Annotated in this window: 24 protein-coding genes and 2 tRNA genes; 2 read left to right on the top strand and 24 right to left on the bottom strand. The window is 38.5% G+C overall.

Annotated elements, in window-relative coordinates; all coding sequences use genetic code 11:
• Positions 1-10 precede the first annotated feature (10 nt).
• Genes JEM45_RS08700 through JEM45_RS08685 form a run of 4 tightly spaced genes read right to left on the bottom strand, consistent with a single transcriptional unit; the run spans position 11 to position 4,449 of the window.
• Complete coding sequence (locus JEM45_RS08700) at positions 11-2,455, bottom strand: ATP-dependent Clp protease ATP-binding subunit (protein ID WP_198687306.1); 2,445 nt, start codon at positions 2,453-2,455, stop codon at positions 11-13.
• Complete coding sequence (locus JEM45_RS08695) at positions 2,456-3,472, bottom strand: protein arginine kinase (RefSeq protein WP_198687305.1); 1,017 nt, start codon at positions 3,470-3,472, stop codon at positions 2,456-2,458. It lies immediately after the preceding gene.
• Positions 3,462-3,977: a UvrB/UvrC motif-containing protein gene (locus JEM45_RS08690; RefSeq protein ID WP_026866166.1), complete on the bottom strand. Its 516-nt coding sequence runs from the start codon at positions 3,975-3,977 to the stop codon at positions 3,462-3,464. The genes JEM45_RS08695 and JEM45_RS08690 overlap by 11 nt, the downstream gene beginning before the upstream one ends.
• Positions 3,978-3,981: 4 nt before the next feature.
• Positions 3,982-4,449, bottom strand: a complete 468-nt coding sequence (locus tag JEM45_RS08685; protein ID WP_026866167.1) for a CtsR family transcriptional regulator — start codon at positions 4,447-4,449, stop codon at positions 3,982-3,984.
• A 213-nt stretch (positions 4,450-4,662) separates the two neighbouring features.
• On the opposite strand from JEM45_RS08685, the gene JEM45_RS08680 reads away from it, so the two are divergent.
• Positions 4,663-5,874: a NupC/NupG family nucleoside CNT transporter gene (locus JEM45_RS08680; RefSeq protein WP_026866168.1), complete on the top strand. Its 1,212-nt coding sequence runs from the start codon at positions 4,663-4,665 to the stop codon at positions 5,872-5,874.
• A 47-nt stretch (positions 5,875-5,921) separates the two neighbouring features.
• On the opposite strand, the gene JEM45_RS08675 is transcribed toward JEM45_RS08680, so the two are convergent.
• Positions 5,922-6,731, bottom strand: coding sequence for a ZIP family metal transporter (locus JEM45_RS08675; protein ID WP_198687304.1), 810 nt, complete (start codon positions 6,729-6,731; stop codon positions 5,922-5,924).
• Positions 6,732-6,849: 118 nt separating this feature from the next.
• On the opposite strand from JEM45_RS08675, the gene JEM45_RS08670 reads away from it, so the two are divergent.
• On the top strand, positions 6,850-8,172 hold the full coding sequence (locus tag JEM45_RS08670; protein ID WP_198687303.1) for a MurT ligase domain-containing protein: 1,323 nt from the start codon (positions 6,850-6,852) through the stop codon (positions 8,170-8,172).
• Positions 8,173-8,230: 58 nt separating this feature from the next.
• Here the strand turns inward: JEM45_RS08670 and JEM45_RS08665 are convergent.
• The 19 genes from JEM45_RS08665 to JEM45_RS08575 all read right to left on the bottom strand — a co-directional run bounded on the left by JEM45_RS08665 (position 8,231) and on the right by JEM45_RS08575 (position 26,001).
• Positions 8,231-8,304, bottom strand: a tRNA-Ile gene (locus JEM45_RS08665).
• Between the two features lie 30 nt (positions 8,305-8,334).
• Positions 8,335-8,409 (bottom strand) — tRNA-Gly (locus JEM45_RS08660).
• Positions 8,410-8,541: 132 nt separating this feature from the next.
• Positions 8,542-10,029: a lysine--tRNA ligase gene (gene lysS / locus JEM45_RS08655; RefSeq protein ID WP_198687302.1), complete on the bottom strand. Its 1,488-nt coding sequence runs from the start codon at positions 10,027-10,029 to the stop codon at positions 8,542-8,544.
• Positions 10,030-10,051: 22 nt separating this feature from the next.
• Positions 10,052-10,519 carry a 2-amino-4-hydroxy-6-hydroxymethyldihydropteridine diphosphokinase gene (gene folK, locus JEM45_RS08650; protein ID WP_198687301.1) on the bottom strand — a complete coding sequence of 156 codons (468 nt, stop codon included), beginning with the start codon at positions 10,517-10,519 and terminating at the stop codon, positions 10,052-10,054.
• Positions 10,519-10,884, bottom strand: a complete 366-nt coding sequence (folB, locus tag JEM45_RS08645; RefSeq protein WP_198687300.1) for a dihydroneopterin aldolase — start codon at positions 10,882-10,884, stop codon at positions 10,519-10,521. Before folB ends, folK begins: the two co-directional genes overlap by 1 nt.
• The gene (gene folP / locus JEM45_RS08640; protein WP_166627027.1) at positions 10,884-11,672 is read right to left on the bottom strand and encodes a dihydropteroate synthase; all 789 of its coding nucleotides are present in this window, start codon (positions 11,670-11,672) and stop codon (positions 10,884-10,886) included. The genes folB and folP overlap by 1 nt, the downstream gene beginning before the upstream one ends.
• A gap of 150 nt (positions 11,673-11,822) precedes the next feature.
• Positions 11,823-12,758 (bottom strand): cysteine synthase A, encoded by a 936-nt coding sequence (cysK, locus tag JEM45_RS08635; RefSeq protein ID WP_198687299.1) that lies wholly within the window; start codon positions 12,756-12,758, stop codon positions 11,823-11,825.
• Positions 12,759-12,828: 70 nt separating this feature from the next.
• Positions 12,829-13,701 (bottom strand): Hsp33 family molecular chaperone HslO, encoded by an 873-nt coding sequence (hslO, locus tag JEM45_RS08630; protein ID WP_198687298.1) that lies wholly within the window; start codon positions 13,699-13,701, stop codon positions 12,829-12,831.
• 157 nt (positions 13,702-13,858) lie between these two features.
• Positions 13,859-15,928, bottom strand: a complete 2,070-nt coding sequence (ftsH, locus tag JEM45_RS08625) for an ATP-dependent zinc metalloprotease FtsH (protein ID WP_026866177.1) — start codon at positions 15,926-15,928, stop codon at positions 13,859-13,861.
• Between the two features lie 72 nt (positions 15,929-16,000).
• Complete coding sequence (hpt, locus tag JEM45_RS08620; RefSeq protein WP_198687297.1) at positions 16,001-16,543, bottom strand: hypoxanthine phosphoribosyltransferase; 543 nt, start codon at positions 16,541-16,543, stop codon at positions 16,001-16,003.
• On the bottom strand, positions 16,527-17,771 hold the full coding sequence (gene tilS / locus JEM45_RS08615; protein ID WP_026866179.1) for a tRNA lysidine(34) synthetase TilS: 1,245 nt from the start codon (positions 17,769-17,771) through the stop codon (positions 16,527-16,529). Before tilS ends, hpt begins: the two co-directional genes overlap by 17 nt.
• Before the next feature lie 63 nt (positions 17,772-17,834).
• Positions 17,835-18,215: a S1 domain-containing RNA-binding protein gene (locus JEM45_RS08610; RefSeq protein WP_026866180.1), complete on the bottom strand. Its 381-nt coding sequence runs from the start codon at positions 18,213-18,215 to the stop codon at positions 17,835-17,837.
• 81 nt (positions 18,216-18,296) lie between these two features.
• Positions 18,297-18,686, bottom strand: coding sequence for an FtsB family cell division protein (locus tag JEM45_RS08605; RefSeq protein ID WP_035855733.1), 390 nt, complete (start codon positions 18,684-18,686; stop codon positions 18,297-18,299).
• A 75-nt stretch (positions 18,687-18,761) separates the two neighbouring features.
• Positions 18,762-19,034, bottom strand: coding sequence for an RNA-binding S4 domain-containing protein (locus tag JEM45_RS08600; protein WP_026866182.1), 273 nt, complete (start codon positions 19,032-19,034; stop codon positions 18,762-18,764).
• A complete protein-coding gene (locus JEM45_RS08595) occupies positions 19,024-20,196 on the bottom strand; it encodes a MazG nucleotide pyrophosphohydrolase domain-containing protein (RefSeq protein WP_198687296.1) in 1,173 nt (390 codons plus the stop codon). Before JEM45_RS08595 ends, JEM45_RS08600 begins: the two co-directional genes overlap by 11 nt.
• Positions 20,193-23,663, bottom strand: coding sequence for a transcription-repair coupling factor (gene mfd / locus JEM45_RS08590; RefSeq protein ID WP_198687295.1), 3,471 nt, complete (start codon positions 23,661-23,663; stop codon positions 20,193-20,195). Before mfd ends, JEM45_RS08595 begins: the two co-directional genes overlap by 4 nt.
• Positions 23,656-24,228 (bottom strand): aminoacyl-tRNA hydrolase, encoded by a 573-nt coding sequence (pth, locus tag JEM45_RS08585; RefSeq protein ID WP_198687294.1) that lies wholly within the window; start codon positions 24,226-24,228, stop codon positions 23,656-23,658. The genes mfd and pth overlap by 8 nt, the downstream gene beginning before the upstream one ends.
• A 69-nt stretch (positions 24,229-24,297) precedes the next feature.
• Positions 24,298-24,945 (bottom strand): 50S ribosomal protein L25/general stress protein Ctc, encoded by a 648-nt coding sequence (locus JEM45_RS08580; RefSeq protein WP_026866186.1) that lies wholly within the window; start codon positions 24,943-24,945, stop codon positions 24,298-24,300.
• 114 nt (positions 24,946-25,059) lie between these two features.
• Positions 25,060-26,001, bottom strand: coding sequence for a ribose-phosphate diphosphokinase (locus JEM45_RS08575; protein ID WP_370545424.1), 942 nt, complete (start codon positions 25,999-26,001; stop codon positions 25,060-25,062).
• Positions 26,002-26,032 lie beyond the last annotated feature (31 nt).

The following is a 26,032-nucleotide window of genomic DNA, read 5'->3' as shown; positions in this document are numbered from 1 at the left end:
CTATCCAGGATTACTGTTCAACAGTTTCGTTAACTTTGTCTTCTGTTGTGACTTTGAATGCATCATCAACATAATCCACTGTAACAAGTTTATTCTCAAAACTTTCACCTGATAGTAATGATTCACTTAGAGTATCTTCTATATTCTTTTGAATACTTCTAGACAAAGGTCTCGCCCCATATTCCGGATCGTAACCTTCTTCAACAATACGCTCAGTCGCTCGATCTGTAACCTCAATATGAATATTCTGGTCAGTTAATCTCGCTCTTAAAGTATCAATCATCAAGCTAACAATTTCTTTAAGATGTTCTTTCTCAAGTTTGTGGAAGACAATAATGTCATCAATTCGGTTAATGAATTCTGGTCTAAAGGTATTCTTCAATTCTTTCATCATTGTACTTCTAATATTTTCATAGCTTTCAGCCTCTGGACCACCAAAGCCTACGAATCTCTGATCTTGTAATTCTCTCGCACCTACATTTGATGTCATAACAATAATTGTATTGCGGAAATCCACCATGCGTCCGTTAGAGTCTGTTAAACGTCCATCATCTAACACTTGTAAGAGCAAGTTAAACACATCAGGGTGCGCTTTTTCAATTTCATCGAAGAGTATAAGAGAGTATGGTTTTCTTCTTACTCTTTCGGTTAATTGTCCCCCATCATCATAGCCTACATAGCCTGGAGGCGAACCAACTAAACGAGATACAGAATGTTTCTCCATATATTCACTCATGTCTACTCGAATCATCGCATCTTCTTCACCAAACATTGTTTCACTTAAGGCTCTAGCAAGTTCGGTTTTACCTACACCCGTCGGTCCTAAGAAGATGAAACTACCGATTGGACGCTTAGGATCTTTCAGTCCAGCACGCGCACGTCTTACTGCCTTAGATATCGATTGTACTGCAGAATCCTGTCCGATCACACGCTCGTGTAGAATGGATTCAAGATTCATCAGTCTATCCGACTCATCTTCAGCAATCTTAGATAACGGAATACCTGTAATACCAGCGACTACAAGCTCAATATCACTCGCTGTAACTGATTGTGAAGATTGACCCTGTTGCTTCTTCCAGTTTTCTTCACATTCTTTAACTTCATTTTCAATTTTTGTTTGTTGATCTCTAAAGTTTGCTGCTGCTTCAAATTCTTGGCTTTGAACCGCCGCATCTTTTTCCTTTTTCACTGCTTCTAAACGCGTCTCTAAGTCTTTAAGATCTGGGGGTGTAGAATAGCTTCTTAGTCTAACTTTAGATGATGCTTCATCTATTAAGTCAATTGCCTTATCAGGCAGGAAACGGTCTTGAATATAGCGGCTGCTCATACGAACTGCTGCTTCCAGTGCTTCATCTGTAATATTAATGCGGTGGTGCGCCTCGTAACGATCACGTAGGCCTTTTAGAATCAACGCAGCGTCTTCCGCCTTAGGCTCATCGACCATTACCGGCTGGAAACGACGTTCTAATGCCGCATCTTTTTCAATGTGTTTACGGAATTCATCTAAAGTTGTCGCACCGATACACTGCAACTCGCCACGTGCAAGAGCTGGTTTAAGAATGTTAGATGCATCGATCGCACCTTCAGCTCCCCCCGCACCTATTAGTGTGTGTAACTCATCAATAAATAGTACAACGTTACCAGCCTTATGGATTTCATCCATTACTTTCTTCATTCTCTCTTCAAATTCACCACGGTACTTCGTACCTGCAACAACAGTCCCCATATCTAGAGACATCACGCGTTTATCTTTTAAGTTTTCAGGCACTTCACTGTTAATCACTGCTTGGGCTAGGCCTTCAGCCACAGCTGTTTTACCAACACCAGGTTCACCAATTAACACGGGATTGTTCTTCGTTCTACGGCTTAGCACTTCTATAACACGTGTAATCTCACTAGAACGACCAATCACTGGATCTAACTGACTCTCTCTGGCCATTTGAGTTAAGTCACGTGCCAAAGAGTCTAATGTCGGCGTATTTGTATCTTTTTGAACACTTGAATGTGACTGGAAAGCTTCTGGATTACCAAGCATTTTAATCACTGCTGCACGTGCTTTAGTAATATTTAAGTCAAGATTAGCCAATACTCTCGCTGCCACGCCCTCACTCTCACGAATCAGGCCTAATAGTAAGTGTTCTGTACCTACAAAATTGTGATGTAGTTTACGAGCTTCATCCATAGATAACTCAATTACTTTTTTAGCACGCGGTGTATAGTGAATCGATGATGCTTTTTCTGTACCCGTTGTTATTAAATTGTGCACTTCTTCATTAACTCGTTGTTCATCGATATTAAACGATGCTAGAACTTTTGCAGCGATGCCTTCTTTTTCTTTTACCAAACCTAATAGTAAATGTTCTGTACCGATATTAGAGTTTTTAAGTGTGATCGCTTCTTCTTGGGCAAATGCGAGTACTTTTTGTGCTCGCTCTGTCAGTTTTCCAAATAGCATCTATTTCCCTCCTAATAGTTCGCGTGTCAGTGTCGCCCGTAATCTTTCGTGCTGATTATTTGGTCGACTAGTGTCATATTCAAATTCATTCAGTTTTTGGCTAATAAAAGCCGGTTGGATTTGTTGAAACCATGCTTGAAAGTTAAAACGGTCAAAATCTATATAGCCTAAATCAATCCCTAGTTTCACATTACTCAAATGCATTGCTGCTTCTTTTAAAGGTAATTTGTAGGCGTATTGTAGAATACCAAAAGAACGATTGACAGCGTCACAGGTTTCTAAAGTTTTTAATTGCTCTCTTGCGCTACGTTCTTCTTCAATAATGCGTTCTTTTAATTCTGTCAAATTTTCAATGATATCTGTTTCACTAAAACCAAGCGTCACTTGATTCGATAACTGGTAAACAGAACCAATGGGCTTAGACCCTTCCCCGTATATACCTCGTAAAGTAAAACCAAAGCGCGTTAAATTATTATGAAAACGTTGAATTCTTTTCAAGGCTGTCAAGGCAGGTAAATGCAGCATTATAGAGGCTCTCATTCCTGTCCCTAGATTAGTCGGGCAAGCTGTAAGATAGCCGTATCGTTCATCAAATGCATACTCTATCTTACTCTCTAATGTATCATCTATAGCACTTGCTTTCTCGTATAGCGACTCAAGGGATTCATTTACACCGAGACTTTGAATTCGTAAATGATCTTCCTCACCAATCATCACCGACACGTCTTCCTCTTCATTGATGAAGACACTTTCTCCATTTTGTGAAAATCTAAGACTAATCAAATGCTTTTCGACCAATAAGGCACGGCCTACATCAGTAAATTCAGATAAGCGGAGACGAGTCAAATTAGGTAAAGTTTTCTCTACTATTTTACCAAGCGCTGTGATGTCTTCATCATCTTCAAGCATATGTGTGAAAGGTACACCATTAATATTCCGTGCTAGCCTCACACGTGAGGAAAGTTCAATATCAGTGACTGCTGTTCTATTGAGCCACTTACTAATATTATTCTCCATGTGACTCACCATCCTTCAGTGCCTGAATCTGGTCTCTAATCACCGCTGCTTCTTCAAAGGCCTGGGTTTTCACCTTGTCATCTAGTCTCTGTTGTAAGGACTCTATGTCTCTTTTGAGGCGCAGTGCATCTACTTTTTGATGAGGAATCTTCCCAAGATGTCTATTTTGGTTCAGCTGCACACGTTCAACAATTTGAGGTACGTATTCGCCGAAGTAGTCATAGCAATAACTACAACCAAACAAGCCATTGTCGACGACGCTTCTTAATGTTGAACCACATGATGGACATTCAGGCGCTTCAACTTCAACCTCTTTTTTCTCTGCATTAGCCGCTAACATCTTCAGTAATGTATGGATGTCAAAAGGATTATCCACTTGATAGTCATTCACGTGTAGCGATTTTTCAGCACACTGCTCACACAAATACCGTACATTTTGAGCAAGACCTAAGTCTTCCGAAATATGGACTGTGGCTTCATTTTCATTACATATCTCACACTTCATATATTCACTCCTTAGCGTACAGTATTGCCGTGATTACACGGCGTAAAATTTTCGCTCTTAAGCGGTCTCTATAAGGTAACTCAATGGATAGAACTTCTCTTTCCATAACAGCATCGATGATCTGTGCTTCTCTATAGGTAATAACACCATTTTCAAACATTGATTGAACAAGGTGACCCGCATTCAACTGAGATATGTTATCCCCAATAAGATTTTGTAAGTGCGCTAAGTATTCTGTCTCAGAATGTGTTTCTACTTTGGTGATTCTTATATAGCCGCCACCGCCACGTTTACTTTCAACGACGTAGCCATGTTCATTTGTAAAACGCGTTTTGATAACATAGTTTAACTGCGACGGTACACAATCAAATTTTTCAGCGATGTGCGCACGTTTTATTTCAACGACTTCGTTACCGGATTTCTCAATCATTTCTTTTAAATATTTTTCAATAATATCCGACATATTACGCATCTCATCACTCTCCCTTGACCTACTTTGACTAAAGTATACAAGTTGTGAACAAAATTGGCAAATAACATGTTTATTTTTAATTAAAAGGGTTTATTTTTGGAACCGGTTGCATTATACTAATTTAGTATCGCATAAATGTATCATTTGGTATATAATTTACAAATGAAATCATTTTCAATATTTCTTACATAATAATTTTTGGAGGCTTTCACAATGAGTATTGTAATGGGAATAGTTGGTATACTATTCACCGTCTTTCTTGCTTGGATTGCAAGTAGCAACAAAAAACTTGCGTTCAAACATTGGAAGAACATATTAATATTAGTTGCATTACAGTTTATCGCTACGTTCTTATTCCTTAACACTACGGGTGGACAAACGATTATCCTTGGTTTAGCGAACGGTTTCGACTACTTACTAGGATATGCAAGAGAAGGTGCACAATTTGTGTTTGGAGATTTGATGACGAACGCGGAAGGCGAACCAGTTGATGTATTCCTATTCAACGTGCTTATACCGATCATCTTTATCTCAGCAATTATCGGTATTCTTTCTTACACTAGAATCTTACCTTTCATCATAAAAGGATTAGGCTTCTTACTGACTAAGATTACTGGAATGCCATACATCGAGTCTTACAATGGTGCGGCATCTATGATGCTTGGACAGTCAGAGGTATTCGTATCTCTTAAAAATCAGCTGCCTAAGCTTACAACACGTCGTTTATATACATTAGCTGCACAGGCAATGAGTTCAATTTCACTTTCTATTGTCGGCGCATTCTTTACAATGTTAGACCCTCAATTTGTCATCATTGCGATTGTACTGAACTTATTCAGTGTTTACATCATCGTACACATCATCAATCCATATGATGAAGTTATCGAAGATGGTGACATTGAAATCTCAACTAATCCAGAAAAAGGTAAATCTTTCTTCCAAGTCCTTGGTGATTACATCATCGATGGTGGTAAAATCGTACTCGTCGTTGGTTCGATGTTAATTGGTTTCATCGCTCTAATCGGTTTACTGAACCAGATTTTCTTATTAATTCCTGGTTCAAACCTTTCATTCCAAGATATCTTGGGCTACATCTTTATGCCAGTTGCCTTCCTAATGGGTATTCCTTGGGCTGAGGCACAAACTGCCGGTTCATTAATGGCAACTAAGTTAATCACTAACGAATTTGTTGCAATTCTTGAATTCATAAATGTTGCAGAAGGACTTTCTGAGAAGACACAAGCAATGATTTCAGTATTCTTAATCTCATTTGCTAACTTTGGTTCAATCGGTATCATCGCTGGTTCTGTTAAAGGACTTCACGGTGAGAGCGGAGACAAAGTTGCGAGATTCGGCCTTAAACTAGTATACGGTGCGACTCTTGTATCTATCTTAAGCTCTGTAATCATCGGTTTCTTCTATTAAAATTTATAAATTTTAAGCCTCTGGGGAAGACCCTAGAGGCTTTTTTGTTATCCTAAAGCTACGTCTAACACCATCATCACAGAAAATCCAAACAGGAATGCAAAGACTGCTGCATCGGAATGACCATTTTTTTGTGTGCTGGGAATAACTTCCTCCACCACCACAAATATCATTGCACCTGCACCTGCAGCTAAAGCATACGGCAATACTGGCTCCATTGAGGCCACAAGCAAGACACCAACAAGTGCTGCCATCGGCTCAACGATTGCTGACATCCAGCCCCAAAAGAATGCTCGAAATTTAGATGCACCCTCTGCTCTTAACGGCATGGAAACTGCAGTACCTTCTGGGATATTTTGTAGACCAATCCCTACTGCTAAGGTAAGTGCACTGGCAATCATGACTGGATCTTGACTCAACCCTGCTGCACCGAAGAGAATACCGATAGAGAGTCCTTCAGGAATATTGTGAAGTGTTAAGGATGTTACTAGTAAGGTACTTCTTCTGGAGCTAGCAACTGTAAGCCCCTCAGCAGTGTGTTCTCCCCTATGACGGTGAGGGATAATTTTATCGAAGAAGTAAATAAATAAGGCACCGCCTAAAAAGCCGATTAAAGCAGGGAACCATTCTCCTATTGGATTATCTGCACTCGCATCAATCGCAGGTGATAAAAGCGACCAAAAACTCGCGGCCACCATGATACCGCCTGCAAAGCCAAGTGTGATATTTAAAAAGTTTTCACTAACACCTTTAGTTAAAAAGACAACTGCTGCACCTAGCCCCGTCATTGTCCATGTGAACAAGGTTGCTATAAGTGCCTGTTGCCAAGGGTCCAAGGTCATTAGATAATCTAACATATTCATTCTCCTTAGAATTTTCTTAATAATAATTATAACGCTTTCCAAAAAATTATAGTACCTATTAAAACTGAATGATATAATGGTTTCTCATAAGGAACTTAAAGGAGCGCTAAGAATGACAATTAAATCCACTATTGCCAAGAACGTCGGAAAAACATTAAGTTATTTCCTAACGAGATATACAAATGGAGGCAGCAGCTTACCAGGTAAGGTTGCCTTATCAATCGACAAAAACCTGCTAAAAAATTTAGCAGCGTCTTACGATGTTGTCGTTGTAACTGGGACGAACGGTAAAACCTTAACAACGACACTAACGACAAGTGTTTTATCGAAGAAGTATAACCATGTAATTACTAATAAGACAGGTTCTAACATGAAGCAAGGCATCGTTGGTGCCTTCCTGAATGCACCGCGAGTGACAAAAGATGCCATTGCTGTCTTAGAAGTTGACGAGGGATCCTTAAAAAATGTTGTAGAAGAATTACAACCTAAAGTATTTCTACATACTAACATATTTGCAGACCAACTCGATCGTTACGGTTCAATAGAAAAAATATATGAGTTGCTTACAGATGCTGCAAAAAGTACCCCAGATGCTACTGTTATAGCGAATGGTGATTTACCGTTATTTAATTCTGTCGCACTACCTAACAGTAGAAAATTCTTTGGGTTTGACACAAATGTTGATACAGGGAACCAATCAAAAGCAGACACAGCCTGCCCAAACTGTGGACATGATTTAGAGTATACAATTTATACTTATGCAAACCTTGGAGACTATTCATGTTCATCTTGTGGGTATAAACGCCCTGAATTAGACCATAGAGTCACTTCGGTCAAAGAATTAGATGTTACGCATTCCACATTTACGATCGACCATCACACATACACTCTGCATAATGCGGGAATATACAACATATACAATGCCCTAGCAGCCTACTCGGTCGGTCGTCATTTTGATGTTCCAAAAGAAGATATTGTCGATGCATTTAATGTCAATGAACGTGTTTTCGGTCGCCAAGAAGTCATCGTCGCATACGATAAGAAAATCGTCCTTAATGTTGTTAAAAACCCAGTAGGGTTAGATCAGGTATTGAATCTTATTAAACTTGAAAAAGATCCATTTACTTTTGTATCACTCTTGAACAACCGACCAGCAGACGGTGTCGACCTATCTTGGTTAGCTGATACAAACTTTGAATCCCTAACTGACTTAGACATCAAACAAATAATTACTGGTGGTATCGCAGTCGGTAAGATGACAGATCGCTTGCTCACTGCTGGATTCGATTCCTCAATACTTTATAGTGCTGGTACACTAGAAAATGTTGTAGAAGCTATTGAAAAAGCACCGACGACAAAAATCCACATGATCGCCACCTATACTGCTATGCTTGAGATTCGTAAAGCATTAATAGAAAAAGGTCACATTAAATAAAGTTCACTCTAAACAAAAAGGTCACTGATGAAAACTCATCAGTGACCTTTTATATTAGTGGGCCTAAGTGGACTCGAACCACCGACCTCACGCTTATCAGGCGTGCGCTCTAACCAGCTGAGCTATAGGCCCTTATATGGGAAAAAGCAAAAAAAAATAAAATGGAGCGGAAGACGGGATTCAAACCCGCGACCCCCACCTTGGCAAGGTGATGTTCTATCACTGAACTACTTCCGCATAATATGTATAGCAGCAAAATCAAACTATTAATTATTTTAGCGATAACCACCTAAATTGTCAACCAATTTTTACACAAAATTAATAATTACAAAAATCGTACTTATTCTTTAAGAATAAGTACGATTTTTCTTATCTTTCTCTCATTGAAGGGAACAATAAAACATCACGGATTGAAGCTGAGTCTGTCAGTAACATTACTAATCTATCAATTCCGATACCCAATCCACCTGTTGGTGGTAAACCGTATTCCATCGCCTCTAGGTAGTCTTCATCCATTTCATGCGCTTCATCATTACCTTGATCACGCTCAGCAACTTGTGCTTCAAAGCGCACACGCTGATCAATCGGATCATTTAACTCTGTAAACGCATTGGCATGTTCACGTCTAACGATAAATAACTCAAATCTATCAGTGAATCTAGGATCCTCATCATTTTTCTTAGCTAACGGTGAAATCTCTACAGGATGGCCGTATACAAAGGTCGGTTGCACTAATTCTTCTTCTACTTTTTGTTCAAAGAATTCATTTAGAATGTGACCATACTGCATGTTGTCACCAATTTCTACATTGTGTGCCTTAGCTGCTTTTCTTGCTTCTTCTACTGAATTAATATCATAGAAGTTAACCCCTGTATATTCATTAACGATATCTACCATGTGCACGCGTTTCCACTCTGGTGCTAAGTCAATCTCTTCACCATCATACACAACTTTAGTCGTCCCATTCACTTTCTCAGCAATATAAGCAATCATCTCTTCAGTTAAAGTCATAATGTCTCTGTAATCAGCATAAGCTTCATATAGTTCCATCATTGTGAACTCAGGGTTATGTCTTGTAGATACCCCTTCATTTCTAAACACGCGACCAATTTCATAGACTTTCTCAATACCTCCGATTACGAGGCGTTTTAAATGCAGCTCCAAGGCAATACGCATATATAAATCTGTATCTAAAGCATTGTGATGCGTAATGAACGGACGTGCCTGCGCACCACCTGCGATTGAGTGCATCATTGGTGTTTCTACTTCTAAGAAGTCATTCTCATTTAAGTAGTTACGCATTTCTTGTATAATTTTACTTCTTTTAATAAATGTTTCTCTAGACTCTTTACTTGTAATTAAATCTAAGTAACGTTTACGATAACGCTCTTCAACATCTTTTAGACCGTGATATTTATCGGGAAGTGGACGAAGGGCTTTTGTAAGTAATGTAAACTCTGTTGGTTTAATCGATAATTCGCCCGTATTCGTTTTGAACATCGGTCCTTTAACACCAACAAAATCACCTAAATCTGCCTGGTTCCATACCTCAAACGCTTCATCACCAATTTGATCTTTTCTAACGTATATTTGAATCTGACCGTTGATATCTTGGATATGTGCAAATCCAGCCTTACCTTTGCCACGCTTAGTCATGATACGTCCAGCAATTACTGTTACTGACTCATCTTCTCTTTCTGCTAATTCTTCTTTTGAGAACTGGTCCCACTCTTCAACGAGTTCATTAGTATAATGTAAACGGTCAAAACGTTTACCAAATGGATCTAATCCTTGTTCTCTTAATTGTTGCATTTTCTCGCGGCGTACAGCCAGCTGATCATTTAGTTCTTCAGACACTATATTCCACTCCTAAAAGTCATTATTGTTCGTTATCTAATTTGTTTTTAATTTCTTCGATTGTCATTTTCAAAGTTGGATGTTCTCTTTTTGGTGCAATCTCACTCATCGGATCAATCACAAAAGAACGGAGGTGCATTTCCGGATGAGGCACCTTCAAATCTGTTAAATCTAGTTCCAAATCTTCGTATAAGAGTACATCGATATCAATCGACCTCGGACCCCATGTTTCCTTACGTACACGACCAAGTTCACGTTCAATGCCAAGTACGACTTCAAGCAAATCCAAAGGCGTTAAATTTGTCTCCAATTCTACAGCCATATTTATAAAATCTGGCTGATCTGTCTTACCATATGGTTTAGTTTCATATCTTGAAGATATTTTAGTAACGGTAATCCCAGGAACTTCAGATATTTTTTTTAGGGCTTGTCTTAAACTCTCTTCTCTGTCCCCGATATTACTACCGAGTCCGAGATACGCTATAGCCATTATCTTTCCCACTTTCCTTTTAAGGTAATACCCACACTGTCATAGTTACCATCTATCGGTGGATTAGGTTTAGTAATCGTAGTTTCTACCTCTACTATTTTAGCATATCGGTCAAATAGCTGGGCATTGATTTTCCCTGCTAAATGCTCAATTAAACTCACTGAATCACCTTTAACAATATTTTCAACAAGTTCGTATACTTCACCGTAATGTACCGTTTCATTCAAATCATCCGTCAAAGATGCTTGAGATAAATCTAAGCTAATTACTAAGTCAGTAATAAAGTACTGACCAAGCACACGTTCTTCTTTTATTGCACCATGATAAGCATAAGTTTTAATACCGTTGATATGAATTTTATCCATTATAGTTCACCTTTTAACTTCATATAGACATCTGCACCCTGCCTATTCATTTTTACGTTGTGCACTCTCACAGCATCGACACCTGCATCAATGCCTAAAATCGTTGTTGCGAGGGTTGCTGCGTCCCGTTCGTCAGCATCTGTATCATGACCAATCAGTTCTTTTACCATACGTTTACGGCTTGTCGCGAGTAAAACAGGATATCCCTCTTTAACGAGTTCATCCAAGTTACGCATGACCTCGATTTCTTCATCTCTAGATTTTACAAAACCGATACCTGGATCCAGCCAAATTTTTTCTTTCTTAACGCCAGCTTCAAGGGCTTTATCAGCTGATAATTTTAACTCATCAATCATCTCACTAACCACATCTTCATATTGAGCGTGATTGTTGTTGTGCATAAGGAATATTTCAGCATCGAATTCAGCAACAACATCTAAGATTTTTTCATCATAAAGACCTCGCCACTGATCATTAATCATCGTTGCACCCTTTTCTAAGGCTGCCCTTGCAACTTCTGAGCGAAATGTATCTACAGAGATGTCTGTCTTTATACCTGCTGCTCGAATCGCCTGTACGACAGGGACAACCCGCTCTATCTCTGTTTCCACTGTAATTTCACTATAGCCAGGTCGTGTAGAGTAGCCACCGACGTCTATAATATCGACGCCCTCCTCTACCATTTCCTTGGCACGATCTACGGCTTTCTCTACAGAGTCATATTTTCCACCATCGCTAAAAGAGTCTGGTGTTGTGTTTAAAATACCCATTATCTTCAGTTTTTCCATCATACCAACCTCTACTTATACATTTGTTGAATAGTCATATTATAACATGTTTAAAAGTACATGCCTGATTAAAAATCTCATACAAAAAAGCTTAGAAATCTATGTTCATATAGATCTCTAAGCTCTTTAGTTTGGATTAAGATTATTGACTTAAGCTTCAAAGTTAAATAGTGGTGTAGATAAATATCTCTCACCGTTTGATGGTAGTACAACGACCACATTTTTACCTTTGCCTAGTTTTTTTGCTGTCTGAAGTCCTGCTAAGACAGCAGCACCAGAAGAAATTCCACCAAGGATACCTTCTTCTCTACCTAACTGACGAGCAGTATCCATTGCTTCTTCATTTTCAATCGTAATGATTTCATCATAAATATCTGTGTCTAATGTCGTTGGTACAAAGCCAGCACCAATCCCTTGAATCTTATGCGGTCCTGGTTCTTTACCACTTAGAATTGCTGAATCCGTTGGTTCAACAGCAATCACTTGTACATCTTTAAAGTTATCCTTCAACACTTTACCTACACCGGTGATCGTACCACCTGTACCAATACCAGATATGAAAGCATCTATAGACAAGCCAGCACTATTCGCTTGTTCCACTAGCTCTTTACCAGTCGTTCTCTCGTGGATTTCTGGGTTGGCTGGGTTTTCGAACTGTTGGGGCATGAAGTATCCATCTTTCTCAGCAAGTTCTCCAGCTTTTTTAATTGCACCTTTCATACCGTCAGCACCTGGTGTTAAGACAAGTTCTGCACCATATGCACGTAATAGATTACGACGTTCCTTACTCATCGTATCAGGCATAACAAGAACTGATTTGTACCCTTTTGCAGCTGCTACCATTGCCAGACCAATTCCCGTGTTACCACTGGTTGGTTCAACAATAATCGTGTTTTCATTAAGTTTGCCTGCTTCTTCTGCAGCTTCAATCATCGCTAAGGCGATACGATCTTTTACGGAACTACCTGGATTCATAAATTCAACTTTTACATAGACATCTGCACTATTTTCATCTGTTAACTTATTTAATTTCACTAAAGGCGTATTTCCAATTGTTTCTAAAATATTGTTATATACATTACTCACAATCAAACACTCCTATTCCTAGTTTTTAACTATGAATAATATAACATTATCCCTACTATTTTTCAATTAATTAGTGTGTGATAAGGGCTTGAAGCTCTTCTTTTGTAATCCATTCTTTATTACGGCAGAAATGACAATCCGCTTCAGCACCGCCATCTTCTTGAATCATAGACATAATTTCTTTAGGGTCTAAGGCACTTATCGCATTAATAAAGCGTTCTTTAGAACAGTTACATTCAAAACTAACTGGCATCTCACTCAGTTGTCTCCAATTTTCCTCACCGATTGCTTCATCAATAATTTGGTTCGGTGTCATACCCTTAGCGAGCAGTTTAGAAACCGGCGTCATTTCTTTGGCACGTTCATTAAGCCGGTTAATCGTTTCCTCACTTGCTGAAGGTAAAACTTGGATTATAAAGCCACCCGCTGCTTGAATTGTGTTATCCGGGTTTACAAGCACGCCTAAAGCGACAATAGATGGGACTTGTTCACTCGCATAGAAGTAATAAGAGAAGTCCTCTCCTAATTCTCCAGAAACAATCTCAGTAGATCCAGCAAAGTTATCTTTTAAACCAATATTCTTAGCGACTCTAAGGTAACCATTTGTACCAACTGCTCGTCTCACATCAAGCTTTCCTTGATCATTTAAATCAAAGTGGACTTGTGGATTACCAAGGTATCCTCTGACATGACCGTGTGCATCACTATCTACAACAATCGCACCAATTGGTCCACCACCCTCAATGGTAATTGTATTCTTGTCTTCACCTTTTAACATAGCACCCATCATTACTCCTGCACTCATCGCTCTACCTAGCGCTGCAGCTGCAGTTGGGTAAGCCACATGTCTCTGCACTGCCTCATTTATAGTAGCTGTAGTATCTACAGCAAATATTCTTACTTCATCATTTAATCCTAATCCTCTTATTAAGTGGTCTGTCATAGTCGTTCCTCCAAACGATTTTTACATCAAATTTTTTATAAACATAGTTTACTATCATGCATAATATAGGAAACGTCAAAGATAGTCAATTTACGTGCTTTATGTCATTTCCTACGAAAAAAATAAGCGCAGCATCATCCGCTGCGCTTAAAGTTTCTTATCTGTTATCTTTACGGTCTTCTTCTAAGTCATTTGAAGATTGATTTTCTTGGTCAGTCGACTCATCAGGTTCAACCATGTCTGGTCTTTCCTCAACTTGTTCTTCAGACTCAAGGTCTTTTTCATCATGTGACATCTTTTCTTTAACTTCATCATAAGATGCTCCTGCTTTGTCTGAATCCTTATCTTCCTCAACAGGTTCATTATCAAAGTTTCTTTCAGGTAGTTTCCCGTTGTAGAAAAGTCCTTCGATTTGTTCTCTGTCGAGTGTTTCCACTTCAAGTAATGTTTCAGCAATTAATTGAAGCTGTTCTTTATGCTCTGTAAGGATCTGACGACAACGCTCATATTGTGTTTTCACAATGTTTTGCATTTCTTGGTCGATTTCATAAGCGATACTATCTGAGTAATTCGAATCGTTAGACATATCTTTACCAAGGAATACTTGACCGTTTGATTCACCGAACTGAATTGGACCGAGTTTTTCACTCATACCGTATTCAGTTACCATGCTTCTAGCGATACTTGTTGTTCTTTGGAAGTCATTGTGGGCACCTGTTGATACTTCACCGAAGTTAATTTCTTCGGATACTCGACCACCAAGTAATCCAACAATCTTATCTTCCAATTCTGGTTTCGTCATAAAGTAACGATCCTCTTTAGGAAGCATTACAGCATAACCACCAGCTTGTCCACGAGGGACAATGGTAACCTTGTGAACTGTCTCAGCATCGTCTAAGACCATACCGATAATCGTATGTCCTGCCTCATGGTAGGCAACGATATTACGTTCTTTCTTACTCATTACACGACTCTTCTTAGCTGGTCCTGCAATCACACGGTCAGTCGCTTCATCGACATCACGCATATCAATCAACTTCTTGTTTTGTCTAGCAGCGACTAAAGCAGCTTCGTTTAATAGGTTCTCAAGGTCTGCACCAGAGAAACCTGGCGTACGCTGTGCAAGTGCTGCAAGGTCTACAGTCTCATCAAGTGGCTTGTTACGTGCGTGTACTTTAAGTACAGCCTCACGACCTTTAACATCCGGACGCCCTACTTGAATCTGTCTGTCGAAACGACCTGGACGTAAGAGTGCTGGGTCTAGAATATCAGGGCGGTTAGTTGCAGCAATCATAATGATACCTTCATTATCTGCGAAACCGTCCATCTCAACTAATAGTTGGTTTAGTGTTTGTTCACGCTCATCGTGACCACCACCAACACCAGCACCACGCTGACGACCCACTGCATCAATCTCATCGATAAAGATGATACAAGGCGAGTTTTTCTTAGCATTTTCAAATAAATCACGTACACGAGATGCACCAACACCAACAAACATCTCAACGAAGTCAGAACCACTGATTGAGAAGAATGGTACCCCTGCTTCACCTGCTACCGCTCTTGCAATCAATGTTTTACCAGTACCTGGAGGACCAACAAGTAGTACCCCTTTAGGAATTCTGGCACCGATTCTATCAAAGCGACGTGGATCTTTTAGGAAGTCGACAACTTCCACTAGTTCAGCTTTTTCCTCATCTGCACCAGCGACATCGTCGAAGCGAACTTGTTTTTTACTTTGGTCATAAAGCTTGGCTTTACTCTTACCAAAGTTCATCATGCGGCCTCCGCCGCCTCCGCCGCCACCTTGGGCTTGGCTCATGAGGAAGATGAATAAGAAGAAGATAATAAGTAATGGAATAATTGTAAATAACATGCTTGTCCAAGGACTTGGTTCTTCTTCAGGTTCTACATTAAATGTTAGGTCATCTTGATTTCGTGCCGTGTCTGTAATTTGCTGGATATCATCCGCACTATTAAAAGGCACAACAGAAGTAAATGACTCTTGGTCACTTTGATCAGCTAAGCGACCGCTAACTAAATAAACATTGTTTTCAGGCTGCAATGTTAACTCAGCCACTTCACCATTTTCTAGGGCATCGACGAACTCATTATATTGAAGTTCTTCTTCGTCGCCGTCAGAGCCGTTGAAACGTTGGAATATACCAAACATGACAACTGTTAATATGGCGATAAGTAATATGTTACGGCCAGTATTCTTCGGCATCCGTAATCCTCCATTTCTAATACATTACAAAAAATAGTAACAAAAATAACTTTTAACTTCCAGTGATATGATTTAGCTGTAAAATTCAGATTTTAACAAACCAATGTACGGTAAATTTCTGTATTTTTGATCAAAATCCAAGCCGTATCCTACAACAAACCCATCTGGAATTTCTGTTCCAACGTATTTTACATTAACATCTAACTTTCTTTCTTCAACAGGCTTATCTAATAAGGTTACAATTTCAATGGATGCAACCTTTCTATACTGCAGAAATTCGATAATAGAATTTAAAGTTGTTCCAGTTTCAACAATGTCTTCAACAATCAGTATATGCCTACCTTCTACAGAAGTTGATAAGTCCTTAAGTATTTTAACCTCTCCAGTTGACTTTGTCCCAACATAGCTAGAGACATCCATGAAATCAATTTCCATGTGTGTATCCACATGCTTAATGAGGTCTGCCATAAACATAATTGATCCCTTTAAAAGGCCCACCATAATCGGCGTCTTACCTTCATAGTCTTTAGTGATTTTCTCTCCGAGACGTTTGTTAATTGCATCTATATCTGACTCAGAAAGTACAATTTCACTGATATCATTTTTTATTGTCATCTTCTTGCTCCTTCGTTATCTTTAAAATTCGATTTTCAGCTGGTTCAATTATATTATAAATGGTACCGACTGCAACAATTATACCGTGTTGATTCAAAACCACCGGCATCGCCTCTCTTTCGCTTGCCACTATCTTTTTATCGATAAAAAGACGACTGACTTTCTTACTACCGCCTTGTTTAAGTTGAACACGGTCACCATCTAATCTAGGACGTATAGTCAACGGAAGTTCATCACTCGGTAATTTTACCACGATATGATAATTATTATAAATAAAGTTCCCATTATCCTCAACAATCAGAGGTTCGCTAATGGGGCTTAACGTTGTTTTTTTTACATAAACTTGATCGTATTCGATATGTACTGTATGGGAATCAAGTTGATATACCGTCTGTGATGGTCCTGACATCAATGTTTGATCAAGTGATTCCAAAGCCTTTCGACTCATTATAGTTGATGACTCAGATAAGAGTGCATTTAAAATATATATTCTAACTAATGGACTATATTGTTTATAAGTTTCCCTCGAAAGACTACCATTACTAGTAAAGTTTTTAGCAAAACCACTAACAAAATCACTTAACGCATTTATGTCATTTTTTAGGCTCACTAACTGCTTTAAATCTAAAGTCTCTGTGTCTTCGATGTCTGGAACAATATGATGCCGAATATAATTTCTTGTGTAAGTATCTTCATGGTTACTTTCATCTTCAAAATACTTCACCATATGTGTGCGTTGATATTTCTTGATGTCTCTTTTACGTACCATCATCAGCGGCCTTGATATTTTTATACCTGCTCTTTCATTGGCTTCTGGTATACCGAGGTTGCCGTGTAAATACCGTCCAGTTAATAGCTGATGCAAGACAGTTTCATACTGATCATCCTCATGATGCGCCATCAACAAAACATTTAGACGATGTTTTTTTACAATATCTCTAAAGAATGCATACCGCTTTTTACGTCCTGCTTCTTGAGAAAAATGCCCCTCAAAATCAAGAACAACTGACTCAAAGTTTACACGATCTTTTTCAGTCATTTCTTTTATGTAAGCCGCCTCAGATATGGATGCAACTCTTTGATTATGATTAACGTGTAAGACGGTCAAACTTTTATAAGTATCTTTGTAAGTCGTCGTCAAAAGATGATAGAGCACCATAGAGTCGATGCCACCAGACAAGGCCAGGCCAATATGACTTTTTGTTGTCCATGAAATATTCAACTTCAAAAGTAGCACCACCTTATAAAAACTAAAAAGGCTAGAGCGACTTGCTCTGGCCTCTTCATTTCATTATCTACGCCCTCTACCGCCACGACGTGACTCAGCTTGTCTCTTAATTGTAGACATTCTTTCTTCACTGTCTTTTAAGAACCCTGAAAGTTTTTTCTCAAAATCTTCAGGTGACGGTGCCTTCTGACGAGGTTTTGGTTTAGGTTTATCTTGTGCTTTCTTGATAGATAAACTAATCTTGTTATCATCACCGATAGATAATACTTTAACTTCTATTTCGTCACCGACTTTTAAGTGTTCATTGATGTCTTCTACATATTTGTCCGCTACTTCACTAATGTGAACCAAGCCTGTTTTACCGCCTGGTAACTCAACAAACGCACCAAACGGTTTAATCCCTGTAACTTTGCCGATAACTTTACTGCCCGCTTCAACTGACATGTTTATATAATATCCTCCCAAAATCGTTATACATTAATATATTAACACTTAATAAAGGAATAATCATTACATATGTAATGATTATTCCTTTTCCGGCCTTTCTTCTCCAGATTCACCTTCTGGTAAATTGAAGATTAGTTCTCCTTCTTCTGATAAGAAGAACTCACTTCTTGCTATACGTAATATATAGTTGTCATCATTTAATTGTTTAATCTGTTGCTCGAGATCCGAATGCTGCTTATTTTTATTGTCTAGGACTTCAGATGTTGCAGCAACTTCTTGCTCTAGCTCTTGATTGGCCTTCTTTTGATTAATGCCAATCATCAATAAGACGATAACGATTATCATTAGCACACTGCCAAAAACGAGGGCACGACGGCGTGACACACGCGCTTCAGTCTTTAATTGTTTCTTTTCACTATCTCTTTTTTTAGTATAGTTATTCAAAAGACGAACCACTTTGTTGTTCATTTTAGTCACACCTCTCCCATCGTTTTGTACATTATCCTTTATATACAAGATACATCAAATGAGCTTTGGTTTCTATTAAAATTCTGTTTCTTTTTCAATTTTTTCCTCTTTTAATACTTTATACATTCTTTCTGCATCTTCTTTTTTTGTTGTATCGTTTAATTGCATCACTTCATAAGTGACAATACTACGTCCAAATTTGATGACTAAGTGATCTCCAACTGATAAGTCAGTACCTGCTTTTGCCATACGTCCATTGACTTCGATACGACCATCATCACTAATCTCTTTTGCAAGTGTACGTCTTTTAATTATCCTTGATACTTTTAAAAATTTATCAAGTCTCATCTACATCATCCTTTAGCAAGGTTTTTAGTGGGGTATCTGAATGGATGGTTTCTTTCATCCATGCAAGCATTGTCGTTGCATATTCTTTTTCATGCTTAATTTTTTCTTTCTTACCTTCGGCTCTTTTCGCTTCTTGCCACACCTTATTTAAATCTTCCATTGACTCCACTGACTCATCGCCAAAAACATGTGGATGACGTCTAACTACTTTTTGATTTAAAGCAGCTAGAACATCATAGAAATCAAAGTAGCCATCTTTTTTACCTATTGCTGAATGCAAGGCGACTTGTAGAAGGATGTCTCCAAGTTCTTCTACAATACCTTCATCATCTTCATGCTCTATTGCTTCAATGACCTCATACGATTCTTCTAACAAGAATCGTTCAAGTGATTCATGGGTCTGTTCTTTATCCCACGGACAACCATCTTCCGATACTAGCTGGTCAAACACATCTACCATATGCGTGATTGTTCTATCCGCATATCGAATATCATCTTGTTTTGGAACAAACATACACATTAAGTTTGAGTCTGGTACATGATGATCAATTTCCGCGATAGTCGTTTCTATAATATGCTCATCTTCACTGCCAGCCTTGTCTACAAGGTAAGCTTTGGCATCGTAGTGATAATAATCTAGGAGTGTCACCTTCACTTCACTCACAGACAATTGATTATACACTTGAGTAATCAGTGTGTGCTTTTGGTAATCTAAGTCTTTTAAGGACAAATTCGTTCCGTCTAACAACTGAAAGTTCTCATTTACTGGAATATTTAACGCACTTATCACTTCATCTATAAAACTCTGACCACCTTTAATCTCGACGTTGACTTCACCTTTTAGCTTTCTGTCTAATAGCAGTTCAGTCGTCGTCTCGTAAAACATTGGATGCCCTGGTACAGCATAGGTGAGATTACCATTCTGAGCATCCTTCACTAAGGTATCAACGATACGTTCATACACTGCTTCGAAAGTTTCAGATGCCTCATAATATTCATCAAAACTGATTAATTTTATATCACTATCTTTTAAAAGTGACACTGCTGGATGGTCCATGGTTCTCAGATAAATTTTTTCTTCTGCTAATAGTGATTTGTAAACACCTAAGGGCATTTTATCGATATCAGATGTACCAAGCCCGATTACTGTGATTGTGTTCATGACACACCCTCCATTCTACTCTCTTGTATTGCTGCCATTACTGAGACTAAATCTTTAAGTTGTTTCGAGCGTATGGTTAGGTTGATTTCTCCACTCTTGACTGAAATCTTCAAGATTCTACTAAACGCTTGAGTGTCTTCAAATAATTTTTCACCATTGATCTCTGCTGTTGCAGATTGAGATACATTAAGATAGAAGTGACGTGCATCCTCAGATACTTTATAGATACCATATAGAAGTGCATATATTTTAACTTTAACTAAGTCAATTAATGTTTGTACTTCTGTTGGATACTCACCAAAACGGTCGATGAGTTCATCTTCTATATCTCTCAGAGTCTTTAGAGAATTTGCTTTTCTAAGACGCTTGTAAATATCAATCTTAGATTGCTCATGGGTAATATATGTTGCCGGAATATAAGCATCTGCTTCGATATTAATTGGAATATTAACCGGTTCTTCTTCTTTTTCAACACCCTGTTTTTCTTTTACTGCACTTTCTAACATATCACTATACATCTCATAACCAACTGAATCTATAAAGCCTGACTGATTCTTACCAAGTAAATTACCCGCTCCGCGTGTATTCAAATCACGCATGGCAATCTTAAAGCCGGATCCAAGCTCAGTGTATTCCTTAATCGCTTCTAATCGTTTTTCTGCTACTTCTGTTAACACCTTATTCGGTTGATGGAATAAGTATGCATAAGAGATACGATTACTACGACCAACGCGCCCGCGTAATTGGTAAAGTTGACTCAAACCAAAACGGTCTGCATCTTCAATAATTAGCGTATTGGCATTCGGAACATCTACCCCAGTTTCAATGATAGTCGTGGTGACGATAACATCATACTCACCATTAACAAAGGCAAGCATGGTCTCTTCAATTTGCTTTTCAGTCATCTGTGCATGCATGACACCTACTGCAGCGTCTGGTACTAACATTTCTACGTGTGCCAGTTTGTTATAGATTGTCGCAACACTATTGTGGAGGTAAAAGACCTGCCCGTTTCTAGCAAGTTCCCTTTCAATCGCTTCTTTAACAAAGTTTCCATTGTATTCTAAAACATAGGTTTGAACTGGAAATCTATTTTCTGGAGGCGTTTCTATGACAGAAAGGTCTCTTACACCCGTTAAACTCATGTGTAAGGTTCTTGGAATTGGTGTTGCTGTTAAAGTTAAGACATCTACATTATTTTTCAACTGTTTAATCGCTTCTTTATGCTTAACTCCAAACCTTTGCTCCTCATCGACAATTAAAAGACCGAGATCTTTATACTCAATTGATTTACCTAAAATTTTATGCGTACCCACGACGATATCAATCTTTCCTTCTTTAAGTCCTACAGCAGTCTCTCTATTTTCTTTTGCCGTTCTAAAGCGAGACATCATCGCCACATTCACAGGGTAATCCTCAATTCTTTCGATTAAGCTTTCAAAGTGCTGGGCTGCGAGTATGGTTGTCGGCACTAAAAATGCGACTTGTTTGCCATCTTGAACCGCTTTAAATGCTGCACGAATTGCTACTTCGGTTTTTCCGTAACCGACATCACCACAAAGCAGTCGATCCATAGGCTTACTATCTTCCATGTCATTTTTAATTTCACGGATACTCGCTAGTTGGTCAGGCGTTGGTTCATAAGGGAAACGTGCTTCGAGAGCCTCTTGCATCTCTGTATCTGGACTATACTTAAACCCTTCAGACATCGCACGTTCTTGATAGAGTCGAATCAGTTCTTCTGCGATATCATTAACATTTTGCTGAACCTTCGCCTTAGTCCGTTTCCATTCAACACCACCAAGTTTATGCATCTTAGGTTGGCCGTCATCACTTGCCACATATTTTTGCACCAGGTCCATCTGATCCACAGGAATATACAGCTGGTCTGTCCCTTTGTACTGCAACTTCATATAGTCATTATGAATGCCGCTAACTTCAAGGGTTTCAATGCCTAGATATCGACCGACACCGTGATGTACATGGACGATATAATCACCAGGGTTTAATTCCTGATAAGATTTAATTTTCTCTGCGTTAGATAACTTCTTATTACGTTTTTTACGTTTTTGTACTTTGTTATACAATTCTTTAGAAGTTAAAATAGTTGCACTCATGTAAGGCAGGATAAAACCAGATTCTATAGCACCCGTCGTTAAGACAATACCTGAATCACTCGGTATATTTTCAATATAGCTTTGAATTTTTAGGTCTTCAAGAAGTTGCTTTGTTTTATTAAGCTCATCTTCGTCTCTTAAAATAATATTGATGAGATAGTCATTGTCCAACATCTTATTTAAATTCGACGCTAGAATGTCATACTGCCCATAGTAGATTTCTGCTGGTTTAACAGAAATTTTAATCATTTCTCCAATGGACACAGGCATACTCTTCATAAATAAATTAAAGTAAGTAACACCATTTAGGTTTAGCAATCTATCATATTGATGCTCTAAATAGTTGGCCGCACCTTTAAACATTTGCCCTGCTTCTAAGACAGAACTAAAGTAATTATTCACCGCTTCAAACTCTGCATCATAAGCTGATTTAATTGCATTTATATCATCTGCAAACACTCTATGCTTATCGGTCATATAATCTAGGAGTGATTGATCATGATCATCTAAGAGATGAGCGAATTGATTTAAGTGTTCTACAAGTAAATCAGGATGTGTCACCTTGTCATAATATTCATCTAATGACTCTTTAGCGACAGCCTGTAAGCCTTCAGAAGTCTCCTGATATAAGGTGTCAATTTTCTCTATCAATTCCACACGTTCACTCGTATCAACAATATATTCAGCATAGGGTTCAATTTTCACTGATTCAATATTTTCTAAAGAACGTTGAGTCTCTGGATCCAAAAGACGCAGTGAATCAATCTCATCGTCAAATAGCTCTACACGAAGAAATAAATCATGCATATAGATATCAATAATATCTCCTCGAACTGCAAATTCTCCGAAATTAGAGGCCTGATTCATACGTTTATATCCTAAACTAACTAAGAACTCGAGAAATTCATCGTAATCAAGTGTACTTCCTAGCTCTAATGTTTTTTCATAAGCTAACAACTTTTCCTTAGGCATCAACGGTTTTAATAAGGCATGTATAGGCACGATAAATAACCCTGGCTTCTCATGTAGCAAGGCCGATAAGGTCGACATTCTTGCCTTCATAAAATCAGGGCTTTGTTTAGACATGTTTTCAATCATGATGTCACCAACTGGGAAGGTATAGACTTCATCCATAACGTCCATCATGCTATTTGCGAGCTTTTCCATGTGGTGGTTATTTTCAACAAAGACCACATTGGCACGCTCTGAGTTTTCTGTAAGTTCTTTGAGTAAGATTGGTTTAAAGTCATCATTTATTCCAGTGACAAGCAGGTTTTTATCATCGTTGAATGAAATGATGCTCTGGACGCGTTCATCATTTAAAATGCGATCGCTAATTTTATTATGCATTCACATCACCATTATACTTATTCATTACATCTAGGAAGTCATTTGAAACAAAGCTTTGACACGCTTCAGATGACACTTCTAAAACTTTTTGTAAAGTATCTTCATCTGCCTTACTAAACTTACCTAAGACATAACGTGTCATTGGCGTACTATCAGTTGGACGATCTATACCAAGGCGTATACGATTGTACTTTTCGCCACCTAGATGTTGATTCAGAGACTTGATACCGTTATGTCCACCACCGCTACCTTTTTGACGCAATCTTATACGACCAAGAGGTAGGTCAAGATCATCATAAATTACAACAATATCCGATAATTCGATATTATAGTAATCAACAAGTGGTCGCACACCTTCTCCAGATAGGTTCATAAACGTTTGTGGCTTAACCAGCATAATCTTTTCACCGTTGAGTACACCTGTTCCAAAGTGACACTTAAATTTCTGCTGATCTAAGGCTAGACCAAGGTCTTCTTGGAGTTGATCAATCGCCATAAAGCCTATGTTGTGCCTCGTTTTTTCATATTTAGCACCTGGATTCCCCAGGCCAATAATACATTTCATTTCGTCACCTCATAAACGTTAAAAAAGGCGATGGAAAGCCCACCGCCGTTGTGTTTAAAATGTTCAAGATTACTCTTCTTCTTTTTCAGAGTCTTCTTCATCTTTTTGTTCAGTTGCTTCAACTTCAGTTTCTTCTTCTTCAGAAACTTCTTCGTCTTCATCCGGTTCTTCAGTTGGCGCACTAATAATAATTAGTGAGTCTTCGTCTTCGTTTTCGATTACGAAGTTACCTTTTTCACGGATGTCTGCAACGTGAATTGCATCACCAATGTTAAGTTCTGAAATATCAACTTCGATAGTTTCAGGAATGTCAGCTGGTTTAGCAGTTACAGAAACTTCAAATAATGGCTGCTCGATTACGCCGCCTTCTTTTTGCCCTGGTGCCTCACCAGTTAATTCGATTTGAACATCAACAGTCACTTCAGTTTGCATGTTAATTGCAATGAAGTCGATGTGTAAAATTTGGTTTTTAAGTGAATCAAACTGATAGTCACTTACCATTACTTGTTTTGTACCGTTTTCTAATTCAAGATCGATAACGCCGTTACGTCCAACTTCACGGATTAGTTTGATGAATTCAACTTCATCAACTGATACTGAAGTACTTTCAGTTTCATAGCCATATACGACTGCTGGAACTTGTCCATTGTAACGGAGCTCGTTCAGTTCAGATTTCTTAGAATTTTCAGCTCTAGAGCTTGAGGCTAATTTAGCCATAGTTATTTCCACCTTTCATCAAATAAAGCAATTTATAATAACGCCTATCCTAACACATAGCCACGCATTATAATACCACAAAACACACTGTTTTGTAAAAAATATGTTAAATTATCACGTTTGGTCGAATAAAATACTTACTGATTCTTGCTCATGTACTCTGACAATTGCTTGTGCAAGCAGTTCACCTACAGACAGTTCAGTCACTTTCTCAATTTTCTTTTCTCCTGGTAATTGAATTGAATTTGTGACAACTAACTCTTTGATAACTGACTCTTCAATTCGTTCAACTGCAGGTCCAGAAAGTACTGGATGTGTACAACAAGCGTAAACATTTTTCGCACCTTTGTCTACGAGTGCTTGTGCAGCAATTTTAATCGTACCACCAGTATCAATAATGTCATCAATAATGATAGCTGTCTTACCATCAATTTCACCAACAATATTCATCACTTCTGCGACATTCGGACGCGGACGTCGTTTATCAATGATGGCAATTGGTGCTTTTAGGCGATCTGCCATACGTCGTGCACGCGTTACACCACCGTGGTCTGGTGACACGATAACGACTTCGTCTAAATTAATATCTTTATGTTCCAAGAAGTAATCACTTAAGATTGGTACACCCATGAGATGGTCGATTGGAATATCGAAAAATCCTTGGATTTGTGGTGCGTGTAGGTCAAGTGAAATCACACGGTTTGCACCAGCTGTTTCAATAAGATTAGCAACCAATTTGGCAGTGATTGGTTCACGCGCACGACTCTTTCTGTCTTGGCGTGCATAACCATAGTAAGGCATAACAATATTAATAGTATTCGCTGATGCACGTTTTAAGGCATCAATCATGATTAGTAATTCCATTAAGTTTTCATTTACCGGCTGACTTGTCGGTTGAATTACAAAAACATCGCAACCTCGCACACTTTCTTCAACGTTAACCTGAACCTCTTCATCAGAGAAACGATTAACTGTACACTTCCCAAGTGGAATACCGATGTGCTCAGCGATTTCTGCTGCTAGGGGTTCGTTACCTGTTAATGTAAATAGTTTCATTTTGTTAGAACTTTTGTTTTGATTGCTAGAA

Origin of the sequence: Jeotgalicoccus sp. ATCC 8456, from assembly GCF_016313225.1 — a bacterium.
In the GTDB taxonomy this organism is placed as follows: Bacteria; Bacillota; Bacilli; order Staphylococcales; family Salinicoccaceae; genus Jeotgalicoccus; species Jeotgalicoccus marinus.
Note: the sequence above shows the minus strand (reverse complement) of the source record. Positions and strands in the feature narration are given on the sequence as shown.